Consider the following 13,688-nt stretch of genomic DNA (forward strand, 5'->3'; position numbering starts at 1 on the left):
AAATCTTTCGTGTTCAAAACTCATCTGAAATATGAAAAAGCCGGTATACCGTCCGCTCCGTCCAAGCGTAAGAATCCCGGTAATCCCAAAATCGGTGACGGCTGCTAACCGTGTGTGCGTTGACCAGCGGCATACCACCCGCATCAAACGCGGTCACAACGGTGCTGTGCTGAAATCGTCCATCTCCATCCCAATCGTAGAGAATAACATCACCGAGCATCAGCTGCTCAGGACGCTCCACTTCTGTCGCGGTCAGACCCCAGCTGCTGCCTGACAAATAACGCTCCAGACTGTTGGAAACTGCCCAGCTGTAACTCCACATTTCGGAGCCGTTCACATACCCCTTATACCACCAGCCGGCTTCTCTTCTACCAGTATAGTGGATGGGTGCGCCCCCTGCAAAGAGACATTGGGACACGTAATTGGTGCAATCCACATCAAATTCCTCAAAGGCCGGATTCCCCGCATTCCACCACCGATCCGCATAGGCAACCACCAAATCTCTGCGATAGGCTTGTTGCCGTGAGCTTCTTCCCTGACCCAACACTTCCCGATTCAGCAGCGGTCGATTCATCGCCTGTACAAAATCAGCTTGTTGAAACGGACGCCCTTCCCCCGCAGGGCGACGCTCCGGCACTTCTCGCTCAACCCGTCCAATGATCCATCCACCACTCTGCCGCAGAAAGGTTAACCGCTCCCGCTCAATCCGGTCCTCCCGGTGGGTAATACCGCTCTTCTCATAGAACAGTCTGCTGTACAATTGTACATCCACCACGGCTTCTTCCTGTCCATCCATAAGCGTGCGCACAAGCTTGGCGCTGGTCTCGCTGCGAAGAGGCACGGCGCGCCGCTTACGATACCATTCGTCCAGCCTTGCCATACGCTCTCCCCGTTCCACCACGAATTCAGGATCGGTAACGATCCGTTCGCTGGTCTGTGGACGGTAGTCGATCTCACAGCGATTGTACTGGTTCACGTAAGTATATAAGGCACTCTTCCATTCCCGTTCCAAGCCTATGTCCCCCTTTGGCATGAGTTCTGTCCGGAATATTCATTGCGTATATAAACTCCTACTATTCATATGAGAGGGTCCCCAGTTGTATGTACACGGCTCGGGAAGGAGGTCCAAAATTCGGCAAATACAGGTACACGAGATATCTTATTCCTGCCTGCTTCACGAAAACGCCTTCATTGGTCCAAATGCTTGCTTGATCAGGCAAAAAGACCTTTACGTACGGAGGTGAAAACGGTATACTTAATACTAAAGTCATGATTATGAAATTACGTTTCATCTGATGAAACTAACGAACAAGAACACGGAACGATGAAGGCCTGTTCTTCACCTAAATGAACGTTTTCTTCATCTCACCGACACATCCCAAGGAGGTACATGTATGTCAGCAAAGAATCATTTCTCCGCCGCTCGCAGTCTTGAGGTTGGAGGCAAGTCTTACCGCTACTACAGTCTCGATGCTCTTCAGGAAAACGGCCACGGCGATCTTTCCAGACTCCCTTTCTCCATTAAAGTGTTGCTTGAAGCAGCAATTCGTCAATTCGACGGACGTGCCATTACCGAAGAACATGTAAAACAACTGACCGGCTGGGCAGATGGCCGTGATAATAACAAGGAAATTCCATTCATTCCTGCACGTATCGTACTGCAGGATTTCACCGGTGTACCGGTTGTCGTTGACCTCGCTGCAATGCGTGATACTGTGAAAAAAGCAGGCGGCGATCCGAAACAGATCAACCCGCTCGTACCCGTCGATCTCGTTATCGACCACTCTGTTATGGTTGATGCTTTTGGTACCAACGATGCACTTGATTACAATATCAAAGTTGAGTTCGAGCGTAATGAAGAGCGTTACCGCTTCTTGCGTTGGGCGCAAACGGCATTCAACAACTTCCGTGCAGTTCCACCATCCACAGGGATCGTTCACCAGGTTAACCTGGAGTATCTTGCTTCCGTGGCAGCAACGAAAACTGTTGACGGCGAGACCGTTGTATTCCCGGATTCCCTCGTAGGTACTGACTCCCACACCACCATGATCAACGGACTTGGCGTTGTTGGTTGGGGTGTTGGTGGAATCGAGGCCGAAGCAGGTATGCTGGGCCAACCGCTTTACTTTGTAACACCGGACGTTATCGGTTTCAAACTGACAGGCAGCCTGAGTGAAGGCGCAACAGCAACGGATCTGGCACTGACAGTTACCCAGTTGCTTCGTAAAAAAGGCGTTGTTGGTAAATTCGTAGAGTTCTACGGACCTGGTCTTGCCAACATCGGTCTGGCTGACCGTGCAACAGTAGCCAACATGGCACCAGAGTACGGCGCAACGATCGGTTTCTTCCCTGTCGACAGTGAAACGTTGAACTATCTGCGCAGCACTGGCCGTCCTGACGAGCAAGTGGAGTTGGTTGAAGCTTACTACAAAGCTCAAGGCATGTTCCGTACTTCCAGCACCGTTGACCCTGAATTCACAGATGTGATTGAACTGGATCTCGGCTCTGTTGTACCAAGTCTTGCAGGACCAAAACGTCCACAGGATCGCATCGAGCTGACACAAATGAAAGAAAGCTTCAACAGCATCATCCGTACACCTGTAGATAAAGGCGGATACGGGCTGAGCGATGAGAAAATCGAACAAACCGTACCTGTCAAGCACCCGAACGGTTCCACCAGTGAACTGAAAGCAGGCGCTGTTGTGATCGCGGCGATCACAAGTTGTACGAATACTTCGAATCCAAGTGTTATGGTTGGAGCAGGACTGCTGGCGAAAAAAGCAGTTGAACGCGGCCTGACCAAGCCAGGATATGTGAAAAGCAGTCTGACTCCAGGTTCCCTTGTTGTTACCGAGTACCTGGAAAAAGCAGGCCTGATTCCATATCTAGACCAACTCGGATTCAACGTTGCCGGCTACGGCTGTGCGACTTGCATCGGTAACTCCGGCCCACTTCCAGACGAAGTGAGCGAAGCGATTGCTGAGAACGATATGACCGTTGCGGCTGTATTGTCCGGTAACCGTAACTTTGAAGGCCGTGTGCACGCACAGGTTAAAGCCAACTACCTGGCATCTCCACCACTCGTTGTGGCATATGCACTTGCAGGTACTGTGAATATTGACTTTGAAACCGATCCAATCGGTTATGATACGAACAATGAGCCTGTATTCCTGAAAGACCTCTGGCCTAGCTCCGAGGAAATCAAGGATACCATTGCTAGTTCCCTGAACGCTCAGATGTTCCGCAACAAGTACGAGAACGTATTTACAGCCAATGAGCGTTGGAATGCAATCTCTGTACCGGAAGGTGAATTGTACGAGTGGGATCCAAATTCCACGTACATTCAGAATCCTCCGTTCTTCCAAGAACTTGGCGACAAGTTGAACGATATCGCAGATATCCGTTCTGCACGCGTTATGGCATTGCTTGCGGATTCCGTAACAACGGACCATATCTCGCCAGCAGGTAATATTGCGGTATCCAGCCCGGCTGGACTGTACTTGAAAGAGCATGGCGTAGAGCGCAAAGACTTCAACTCCTACGGCTCACGTCGTGGTAACCATGAAGTAATGATGCGTGGTACGTTCGCCAATATTCGTATCCGTAACCAGGTTGCTCCGGGCACCGAGGGCGGTATCACGAAGTACCTGCCAACGGACGAAGAAATGTCCATCTACGATGCTTCCATGAAGTATCAAGATGAAGGACAGAACCTGATCGTTATCGCAGGTAAAGAGTACGGTACAGGAAGCTCCCGTGACTGGGCGGCAAAAGGTACATTCCTGCTCGGCGTCAAAGCCGTTATCGCAGAAAGCTTCGAGCGGATTCACCGTAGTAACCTGGTCGGCATGGGCGTAATGCCATTGCAATTCCAAGAGGGTCACGGCTGGTCCAGCCTTGGTCTGAACGGACGTGAAACGTATGACATTACGGGTCTCAGCAATGATGTGAAGCCAGGACAAGAGTTGAAAGTTACCGTAACTCGTGAAGACGGTACGCAGTTCGACTTCCCTGTTATCGCTCGTCTGGACAGTATGGTTGACGTGGATTACTACCATAACGGCGGTATCCTGCAAACCGTATTGCGTCAAATGATGAAAAAAGCTTAATGATATGAATCATTAAAGTAATGAAATGATATAGAAAAGCTCCCCACCATGTGCAATCTGCACAGGAATGGGGAGCTTTTTTTGCTTTGCTTTTCATATCGGCATACCTTTTAAAATCATCAATTCTCAATTCAACGACCTGCTAATGCCCAATGTGATGTGAGGCTTGATCGAACAGTTGAATCGTGCCCATGATCAGAAACAGACACGACAGAGCAATTAACGAACCTCCGACCCATCTAGACATGATCAATCGCTCCGTAATCTGTTTTTCCGAAGCATCCGTTACCTTGTGTGGATACACGAGAAACATTAGCCCTACACTAATGAACAGTATCGCGATGATAATCAACGTAATCCCTCCTTACACGTGACTCTCCTTAGAGGTTAACTTCGTCGTCTCGCGGGATTCTCCTCCCACCAACACCCTTTTCAGGCCAATGGCCATGGTGAAAATGATATATCCAATCAAGCCGCCGAGCGTGTTAAGCATCAGGTCATCCACATCAAATATGCCCATGCCAGTCACTAACTGTGTCATCTCATAGCCCAGACTGAGCAGCAGGGACAGCAGGAATACCTTTATTCCAGAGAATAGTTTGTTGCCCGTCAGAACAGGAATGAAGATACCCAGTGGGATAAAAGCCAGAACATTCCCTACCAGATGGATAGCTGTACCTGGACGATGTGATGACAAGCTGTTCCAGTCTCGTGAAATTTCCTGAAATGGCGTCAGGTTGACGGTTCGCGTATGAATCAGATCCGGTTGTTGCAAGAATGCCATCAGTCGAACCTTCACGATGCCAAAGTCGACAGCACTTCCTTTGAACAGGATCAGCTTCGTCAGCAGATATAAATAGATAATGAACACGGCAGTCCAAAGGATGTAATGTTTGCTTTTCTTCTGGTTGTTGTGTTTCATGTTGTTTGGCCTCCCTTGTGTTGCCCTGTTATTTCTTTACGGTGACAATGACTCCGTCCATGTTGTCACCCGATATTTCAGTTTCGCCGTGCTCAGGTATGTAAACAGTCGTATCTCCAGTGGCCCGATAATAGCGGATATGATACGTCTCATCCTCTACTTCAACAGAGATGTTCTCCTTCTCCTTCAACATATCTAGGTACTCCTCCAGTACCAGATTGTTCTTATGCATGATCGCACTGTGGGGCAACCCCACATACCGAAAGTGCCATGGTTCATATTGAATACCCGTGATGCTTACTTTATCTTTCGGGTAACGCAAGATAAATCCATATTTCCATGCATTTTTCTCCAGCCAGTCACCCTCCGGTGCTTCATTCATGGCAGCCAGACTTGAACCGACATCGAGGGATAAGCCAAGATTATGCTCACTGTGACCTGCAGGAAGTGCATAGTCTGAACCCATTTCCTGATATAGCTCGTCCTGCTTCTCAAAGTCCCTGTACCCACTGCTCATGAGAAAATATCGAACTCCCTCTTCCCCTGCTGCCTCAACCATCTTCTGAAACTCCTGCGCCACCAGTCGGGATAACATGATTTTCCGATCCATTATTCCATATCCACGAAGCAGATCATCCTCATCCGCCACATATACAATATCGGATCTAACCCCCTCCTCGTAAACGGGGTATTGCTTATTAACCAGTAACAAATTGCCCTTATGTACCTGATCCTGAATATTTCCTGTGACGGATACCGTATAACCTGCGGGATTTTCACGCGTATTCTGAATCTCGATGGGCAGCTCATTCTTCTGCTGAAGCCATCCCGGTGATTGTGTAACAATATATCCAACCAAAACGATACATATTAAAAAGCCCCACTTTTTCATGCTTGTTCCTCCTTTTAACTCATACATCAAGGATAGACAAAACAAGTTAAAGAAAAAGCAGGGCAATTTTAAAGTTTTTCTTAAATTATACGTTGAACCTTATTGGAATACCGGCAAACGAACTTCGAATTGCGTCCGTACCACATCGCTCTGGGCCGAAATCGTACCGTCATGCTGCTCTACAATATTGCGGGCAATAAATAGGCCAAGGCCTGTCCCACCCTCTTGAGGGGTTCGGGCACGATCTCCTGTGTAATACATATCGAAGATATGTGGCAATTCCTCCGGACGAATATGTCCCCCATAGTTAATCACCTGAATAATGATCCGGTCTGCATCACGATATCCGTTAATATCCACGTACATGCCGTCCTTGCCGTGCCGTGCAGCGTTAATCAGCAGATTCTCGAACACACGAGCCAGCAGCTCACCATCACCGGAGATGGTAAGTTCAGTGTCTATTTTCAACCGGGTAATCAGATGATTCTTTTCAAATACAGGATAGAGCTCTTCGTTCATCTGCTTCAGCAGTTCGCTAAGATCCAGCCGTGTTTTGTTTATAGGCAACATGCCATAATTCATGCGGGTAATTTCGAACAAATCATCAATCAGCTTCTCCAGACGCTGTGATTTGGTGAATGCAATCGATGTAAAGTGTCTTACTTGCTCCTCTGTCAGTTGATCATCCTTCATGAGCAGGTCCAAATATCCAAGCACAGAGGTCAGCGGCGTTCGCAGGTCATGCGCAAGGTTTACGATGAGCTGGTCTTTGCTGTTCTCGGCAAAGTCACCTCGTTCCACCGCTTCCCTTAGCTTCTCACTTGCCAGATTCACATCCTCCGCAATCGTACCTAACTCATCCTTCGAAGAAATCTGTACACGATGCTGAAAGTCTCCATTCGCCAAGTGATTAATGCCTGCGGAAATCTCTTTGAAATACGTGACATAGGGCCTTGTAAACAAGTAGAAAAACAAAATCGCAAGCGGGATGAAGAGCAGCATAAAAACATATAGATCGCCAATACTTCTCATGATATTACGATATTCCGCAAGCGGATCTTCTCTCCTGACCCCTGCATAATACATCTGCAACAGCCTGTACACGATAAATGTTACGACGCCAGAAGACAGCATGCTCAGACCGACCAGCATAATCATCGTTGTGCGAAAGCTTCTGCGTTTAGTCATTGAACGTGTACCCCACGCCCCAGATGGTTTTGATAAACTTGTTCTTGTCCACATCTTCTCCGAGCTTCTTGCGCAGCGTCCGAATATGTACCATAACGGTATTGCCACTTTCGAAATAAGCCTCTCCCCATACCTTTTCAAAAATACTTTCTGCGCTAAAGACCTGTTTTGGATTGCTCGCAAGCAACACTAAAATATCAAATTCCTTCGGTGTTAACTCCAGCGGTTTACCGTAAAGCGTCACGCTATGCTGCTCCGGTACAATGACAAGTCCGCCCTTTTCCAGAATCGAGCGCTGAACCGCCGCTGTGGACTGGCTGAATTGCAATGAGCGCCGCAATTGAGAATTCACGCGTGCTACAAGCTCCATCGGGTTAAACGGTTTGGTCATATAATCATCGGCACCCATCACCAGCCCCGTAATTTTATCCATGTCCGAGGTTTTGGCACTCAGGAAAATGATCGGAAAATGATGCTGCTCCCGTATTTTACGAGTCACCTCGTACCCGTCCATACCCGGCATCATAATGTCCAGTACGGCCAAATCAATGGCATGTGTCTGAATCGCCTGTAGTGCCGACTGTCCGTCAGATGCCTTGACGGTATGATATCCTTCTTTTTGTAAATGTAAAGCCACCAGATCCGCGATCTCTACTTCATCGTCCGCAATCAGAATCGTAATTCGCTTCATTGCTTATTTCACTCCTATATGGGATGCTGAGCAATATAACACCTTTGAATCTAACAGATAAGTACAAGATAAACAATTGAAAGCAATGTTTCCTCTTCCAAAGGGGAAAATCCGGTGATAGCGTATGCTTCCGAAGCAGCTTTCTGGAAGAAAGCTTTTAGGCGAGCGCTTCGCTTCTCCAGGTTTTTTCTGTCCTCTCCGTTCAAGTGTAAAAGAAATAGCTCATTTATATAAACACAAATAAAAAAAGGAAGAGGTAGCTATGAAACTGGAGCGTTTGTTAGCCATCGTTGTACTGCTTATCAACCGGGGGCGATTACAGGCAAAAGACCTGGCCGATATGTTTGAAGTTTCCATCCGGACGATCTATCGGGATATCGACACATTGGGACAAGCCGGGATTCCGGTCGTGACCTATCAGGGAGCAAGCGGAGGCATCAGTCTGGCGGAAGGGTATCGTCTGGATCGCAATCTGTTAACCGACAAGGATCTTGTTTCCATCGTCACTGCCCTGCGCAGCATATCCACCTCACATACAAATGCTGCACGTGAACTACTGGTGGAGAAGCTAAGCAGTATCGTTCCGGAAGCCAAAAATGAAGATTTTCAAGCCAGCACGCACCGATTCATCGTGGATCATTCAACGTGGACGCACCCTGAAGCGCTACAACAGAAATTAAAAGTTATTGATCAGGGAATTGATCAGCTTCAATGCATTTATTTTGCCTATTGCAGCGCCGAAGGTGCACAGACCTATCGTACAGTTGAACCCCACACGCTTGTACTGAAGAGGCACGCGTGGTATCTGTATGCTTTTTGCCATGAACGAAATGAATTCCGCATGTTCAAGCTGGTTCGTATGAAAGACGTCTCTCTTGCTGCAGAGCACTTTGAACGAAAATCCATCAACCTTCAAGACCGGCCGTGGCAGCAGGAATGGAGCCGGCCAGACAACCAGATTGGGATTACCCTGAGATTCCATGCCCGTGTCCATCATCTTGCGGAGGAATGGTTCGGTATTGAAAATGTATTGCCTGACGGGAACGGCTATTATATCAGCCAGGTCGCTTTTCCAGAAGATAACTGGCTGTACGGCTTCATCTTGGGCTTTGGGGCGGATGTTGAGGTGCTGGAACCGTTGCATATTCGGGATAATGTGTGCCGTATAGCCGAACAAATTGTTCAAAATTATAAAACCTCCGCTCAAACCTGACAGACAGCTGTCCAGTTCCTCCCCGTATACTTCAAATATGTTCAGGTTGAAGTTGCATATATACCCAAGGAGGAATGAAAGATGAACGTTACTGTATGTCAAAGCTGCGGCATGCCACTCACCACCCCTGCCCAATTCGGAACGGAGGCAGATGGAGGCACAACCCGTGAGTACTGTATCTATTGTTACAAGGATGGGAAGTTTGCACAGCCAGGAATCTCGCTTGAAGGCATGACGGAGATGTGCACCGCCATTCTGAAGGACGAGGGCATGGATGAGGAATCCGCTCGTTCGATGCTGCGTAATCAGCTTCCTTTTTTGAAACGTTGGCGCACGAATACAACGGATCAACACGAAGTATCTCCGGCTGCAAACTCTGCCACTTCTGCTATACCGGGTCAGGTTACAACAACTCAATCGTTATCTGCCCAGCCCGTTCGTTATGTCACCCTTCCGGGCAAACGCCTAGCCGGCATATCCGCCCGCACAACCAATGCCATTGAGATTAGTGGCAAAGGCTGTATCCAAGGTCTCTGGAACAATTATTTTGCCTCAGAGCATCTCCCTGCACCCGAAGCTGCTCGTTATGGCTGTTACACGAATTATACCGATGGCATAAACGGAGAGTACACCATACTGGTAGGGCATGAGATCAGTTCGGAGGAATCATTGCCTGAAGGATTGGACGACATTCTGCTCCCGCCTGCAACTTACGCCGTATTCACTTCCAGAAAAGGACCAATGGCAGAGGTTGCTCACGAAGCCTGGGGAGCCGTATGGGCATGGGAGAAGCAAAGTGATCGTACGTTCACCGGAGATTTTGAATTGTATGATGAACGCAGCCTGAATCCCGAAAATGTACAAGTCGATATATACATCGCCGTTCGAGATAGTAGATAAAACCAACACTATATCAACTCAGACTGGATCCAAATTTTCCTCACATCCTTCTGCATATCATGCAAGCTGCCGAGTTCACCCGGCAGTTTTTTTGATGTTCCTCCCGTGATACAACCGCCTATAGTACCAAGTTAGTTAGCATGTAACCTACCTATTCAACCAGATAATATGCCTCATAAGCGGGTACCATTGACTTCCTTAAAATTGGGACTATTCACATAACAACCGATTCCATCCTCCCACACAAAACCTTTCAAATCAGGTTCTTTACTCCTGAATTTCCCTAAAACCGTTTACATCTCCTGAATACGGGGTAAAATCACTACAATCCAATTGGAATTACGCTTTAAACTCTTCTATTTCGTCTAACAAGTCACATATACCTATATGCGCACCTGGCAGGGTAACCTGTCGAAATACATAATTCACAAATATGCTTCAAAGGAGGAACCAAGATGATCCGCATGCCTATTCAGCAAATGATCCCGTACCATCACCAATATCCGCGCAACACGGCGACCACTGCTCCTAAAAAGGAGAATGAGAACACTCAAGGTCTATCCTTTCATGAAATTTTACAGCAAAAAATGGCGAAGAAAAATGCTTCTCCTTCCCTTAGATAAAATGAAAGCTGGACGATTGCCAGTCCGGTTATGAACCGTCTTTCCGCAGCTTGGCGGGAGGACGGTTATTGGCGTTGAATCGCAAACAACTGTACAGTTCTCAGGCATGTTTCTATAATGGTTTAAATATCTACGATTACCATGACATTATACGAACTGTAAAAGGGGATTTAGCACATGAACACCATCGGTTGTTTTCACGCTCACTATTCCAACATCGCCTTAATTGAAGAGACGCTCGCTGCTTATGAAGTTGAATTGGTGCATTACGTCGATCCAGGCCTGGATCGTCTTAAACATGACGCTGACTTTTCAGATGTCGTCATCCACGAGAAAGTAGCTCAGACGCTCCGATGGATCGCCGAGTGTCATGCCGATGCCATTCTGGTCACGTGTACCCTGTTTGCGGCAGTACTGGAGCAGGAAGCCACAGAGGTCCCTGTGCCTGTGATCGGCATAGATGATCCGCTATTGCAGGAGATGCGGCAAGTACCAGGAGATTACATCATAGCCTTCACCAACCCGGCAACCATTGAAGGAACGATGGCACGGCTGAATCAGGCATTACAGCAAGAGAATGAGAATGAGCATCCCTACATTGCAAATACATATCAGACGGAAGCGGTGTGCATCCCTGGGACATTTGAGTTGATTATGCGTGGAGATCAGCAAGGGTATTTCGAAGCGGTGCGTGAGGGATTACAGCAGATTGCTGAGCAGTATCCGAGTAAAACGGTAGTGGCAGCTCAACTGTCTATGGCTCCCGCTGCTGCACAGGTTACTGCAGACACAGGCATTGCGATCCATAGTCCGTTGGCATTGCTTGCGGCGCATTTGGAGAAGAATTTGGGCATAGCACCGCAATGAACTCACTTACTAACTAACACCACTAATTAAGGAGGTGAACTAATATGCATTTCCTCTATATTGTTGTTCTGTTTATCGTAGGTTTTTCCTGTTCTGCATTTCTATACGGAGGTGCCCCTAAACTTAGTGATGCCCTCCTATTTGTTATCACAGGCATTTTATATAAGCTATGGACCACGAACAGTCGCAAAGCTAGTTTTGAACAACACGGAGAGCGCTCATAGAGTTTAAAATCATATCATTGAATCAAAAAAAGCCGTCCTTCTCTGCAATGACAGAGAAGAACGGCTTTATCACTATTTCAGACTGCCCAGCTTAAGCTGTACCAGCGCCTAGGAGCGTGTCCGATATTCCTCAGCCTTTTCCTGCATGCCCGCTGCTACAGCCTCATTCTCGGACAATCCTTTATCCGCCGCAAAGGCACGAATGTCCTGCGTAATGCGCATGCTACAGAACTTCGGTCCGCACATCGAGCAGAAATGAGCTTCTTTGGCCCCTTCTGCCGGCAGCGTCTCATCATGGTAGGATAAAGCCCGTTCCGGGTCAAGTGACAGGTTAAACTGATCCCGCCAGCGGAACTCGAAGCGTGCCTTGGACAATGCATCATCCCGGCGCTGAGCACGCGGATGACCTTTCGCCAGATCGGCAGCATGAGCTGCGATCTTGTAGGCGATGACTCCTTCCCGTACATCATCCTTGTTAGGCAAGCCCAGATGTTCTTTTGGCGTAACGTAACAGAGCATCGACGTGCCAAACCAGCCGATCATAGCCGCACCAATGGCGGACGTAATGTGATCGTATCCCGGGGCAATATCGGTCGTCAGTGGCCCAAGTGTGTAGAACGGTGCCTCATGGCATATCTCCATCTGCAGGTCCACATTCTCCTTGATCTTGTGCATCGGTACATGCCCCGGGCCTTCGATCATTACCTGCACATCATGCTTCCACGCGATCTGTGTCAGTTCCCCGAGCGTAGCCAGTTCCGCCATCTGAGCTTCGTCATTCGCATCGTAGATGCTGCCCGGACGAAGTCCATCTCCCAGCGAAAACGCCACATCATACCTTTTCATAATCTCGCAGATTTCTTCGAAATGAGTGTACAAAAAATTCTCCTGATGATGCGCAAGGCACCATGCTGCCATAATGGACCCGCCCCGGGATACAATACCTGTCATCCGCTTGGCGGTCATGGGGATATAACGCAGCAGCACACCTGCATGAATCGTAAAGTAGTCCACGCCCTGCTCTGCCTGCTCAATGAGCGTGTCTCGGTACAATTCCCAGGTCAGCGCTTCCGCTTCGCCATTCACCTTCTCCAGTGCCTGATACAGCGGCACCGTACCAATCGGTACAGGTGAATTGCGGATGATCCATTCCCGGGTGGTATGAATGTTTTTACCTGTCGAGAGATCCATCACGGTATCCGATCCCCATCGTACCGCCCAGGTCATCTTCTCAACCTCTTCCTCGATGGAGGAAGATACGGCAGAGTTACCTATATTAGCATTGATCTTCACGTGAAAATGACGACCGATCAACATCGGCTCACTCTCTGGGTGATTGATGTTGGATGGCAGAATCGCCCGTCCACTTGCCAGCTCCTGCCGCACAAATTCCGGTTCCACGCCTTCACGGATAGCGGCATACTCCATTTCTGGTGTAATGACGCCCTGACTTGCGTAGTGCATCTGGGTGACACAGCGCCCAGCCAGAGCACGCAGTGGTTGTCCCCGAAATCCAGGGTATTCCTCTGCCCCGGCTCTCCGCCCTCCGGGCTTTAGTCCGTTATCCTCAGGTTGAACGGCTCTGCCCTCATATGCTTCAACATCACCGCGTTCCATAATCCAATGATTTCGGAGCGCGGGTAATCCCTTCCGAATATCCATCTGGAATTCGGGATCGGTCATGGGGCCGCTCGTATCGTAGACACGCAGCGGTTCGTTATGCTCCACCCCTTGGGGAGTATTCGTGTCATGAAGGGCTATCTCACGCTCCGGTACAGCTATGTCCGGCCGTGAGCCCTGAATGTAGACTTTGCGGCTGCCCGGAAAGGGCTGAACCCGTCCAGCCGCTCCTGTTTCCTTTTCCACCTGCTGACCGTTATGTTCCTGTTCCATCGCTTGTTGTCCCGTTTGATTTCCTGTACTCATGTTTGCTCGTCTCCTCCTCCGTGTTCGTTCACTTGGTTTGGTTGGCATCGTCATCAGCTCGCTTATGCACCTGTCCCAAATCATGCAGAGCGCAGAGAAGAAAGAGCGATCCTACACCAGACCAAGGGGGAGA

At 48.6% G+C, this 13,688-nt stretch carries 12 protein-coding genes; 5 read left to right on the forward strand and 7 right to left on the reverse strand.

Features of this window, described 5'->3' with window-relative positions; genetic code table 11:
- Positions 1-13: 13 nt before the first annotated feature.
- Positions 14-1,012 (reverse strand): amidase domain-containing protein, encoded by a 999-nt coding sequence (locus ACX9NY_RS20295; RefSeq protein WP_472474718.1) that lies wholly within the window; start codon positions 1,010-1,012, stop codon positions 14-16.
- Positions 1,013-1,394: 382 nt separating this feature from the next.
- Here ACX9NY_RS20295 and acnA point away from each other — a divergent pair, with 382 nt between their 5' ends.
- The gene (acnA, locus tag ACX9NY_RS20300; RefSeq protein WP_124118742.1) at positions 1,395-4,109 is read left to right on the forward strand and encodes an aconitate hydratase AcnA; all 2,715 of its coding nucleotides are present in this window, start codon (positions 1,395-1,397) and stop codon (positions 4,107-4,109) included.
- A 142-nt stretch (positions 4,110-4,251) separates the two neighbouring features.
- On the opposite strand, the gene ACX9NY_RS20305 is transcribed toward acnA, so the two are convergent.
- The 5 genes from ACX9NY_RS20305 to ACX9NY_RS20325 form a co-directional block, all read right to left on the reverse strand.
- Complete coding sequence (locus ACX9NY_RS20305) at positions 4,252-4,461, reverse strand: hypothetical protein (RefSeq protein WP_339304239.1); 210 nt, start codon at positions 4,459-4,461, stop codon at positions 4,252-4,254.
- A gap of 12 nt (positions 4,462-4,473) precedes the next feature.
- Positions 4,474-5,031: a VanZ family protein gene (locus tag ACX9NY_RS20310; protein ID WP_472474720.1), complete on the reverse strand. Its 558-nt coding sequence runs from the start codon at positions 5,029-5,031 to the stop codon at positions 4,474-4,476.
- A gap of 28 nt (positions 5,032-5,059) precedes the next feature.
- Positions 5,060-5,923, reverse strand: coding sequence for a M15 family metallopeptidase (locus ACX9NY_RS20315; RefSeq protein WP_342571779.1), 864 nt, complete (start codon positions 5,921-5,923; stop codon positions 5,060-5,062).
- A gap of 99 nt (positions 5,924-6,022) precedes the next feature.
- Entirely contained in the window at positions 6,023-7,111 is a 1,089-nt protein-coding gene (locus ACX9NY_RS20320; RefSeq protein ID WP_342571778.1) for a HAMP domain-containing sensor histidine kinase, read from the reverse strand.
- A complete protein-coding gene (locus ACX9NY_RS20325) occupies positions 7,104-7,802 on the reverse strand; it encodes a response regulator transcription factor (RefSeq protein WP_253429893.1) in 699 nt (232 codons plus the stop codon). Before ACX9NY_RS20325 ends, ACX9NY_RS20320 begins: the two co-directional genes overlap by 8 nt.
- 262 nt (positions 7,803-8,064) lie before the next feature.
- On the opposite strand from ACX9NY_RS20325, the gene ACX9NY_RS20330 reads away from it, so the two are divergent.
- The 4 genes from ACX9NY_RS20330 to ACX9NY_RS20345 all read left to right on the forward strand — a co-directional run bounded on the left by ACX9NY_RS20330 (position 8,065) and on the right by ACX9NY_RS20345 (position 11,405).
- Positions 8,065-9,015, forward strand: a complete 951-nt coding sequence (locus ACX9NY_RS20330; RefSeq protein ID WP_472474723.1) for a helix-turn-helix transcriptional regulator — start codon at positions 8,065-8,067, stop codon at positions 9,013-9,015.
- 81 nt (positions 9,016-9,096) lie between these two features.
- On the forward strand, positions 9,097-9,915 hold the full coding sequence (locus ACX9NY_RS20335) for a zinc ribbon domain-containing protein (RefSeq protein ID WP_472474725.1): 819 nt from the start codon (positions 9,097-9,099) through the stop codon (positions 9,913-9,915).
- A gap of 455 nt (positions 9,916-10,370) precedes the next feature.
- Positions 10,371-10,538, forward strand: coding sequence for a hypothetical protein (locus tag ACX9NY_RS20340; RefSeq protein WP_017690769.1), 168 nt, complete (start codon positions 10,371-10,373; stop codon positions 10,536-10,538).
- Between the two features lie 177 nt (positions 10,539-10,715).
- The gene (locus tag ACX9NY_RS20345) at positions 10,716-11,405 is read left to right on the forward strand and encodes an aspartate/glutamate racemase family protein (protein ID WP_472474727.1); all 690 of its coding nucleotides are present in this window, start codon (positions 10,716-10,718) and stop codon (positions 11,403-11,405) included.
- Positions 11,406-11,737: 332 nt separating this feature from the next.
- Here ACX9NY_RS20345 and thiC read toward each other — a convergent pair whose 3' ends face one another.
- Positions 11,738-13,522, reverse strand: a complete 1,785-nt coding sequence (gene thiC, locus ACX9NY_RS20350; RefSeq protein ID WP_472479359.1) for a phosphomethylpyrimidine synthase ThiC — start codon at positions 13,520-13,522, stop codon at positions 11,738-11,740.
- Positions 13,523-13,688: the final 166 nt, after the last annotated feature.

It is taken from the genome of Paenibacillus sp. CB74 (assembly GCF_055687625.1).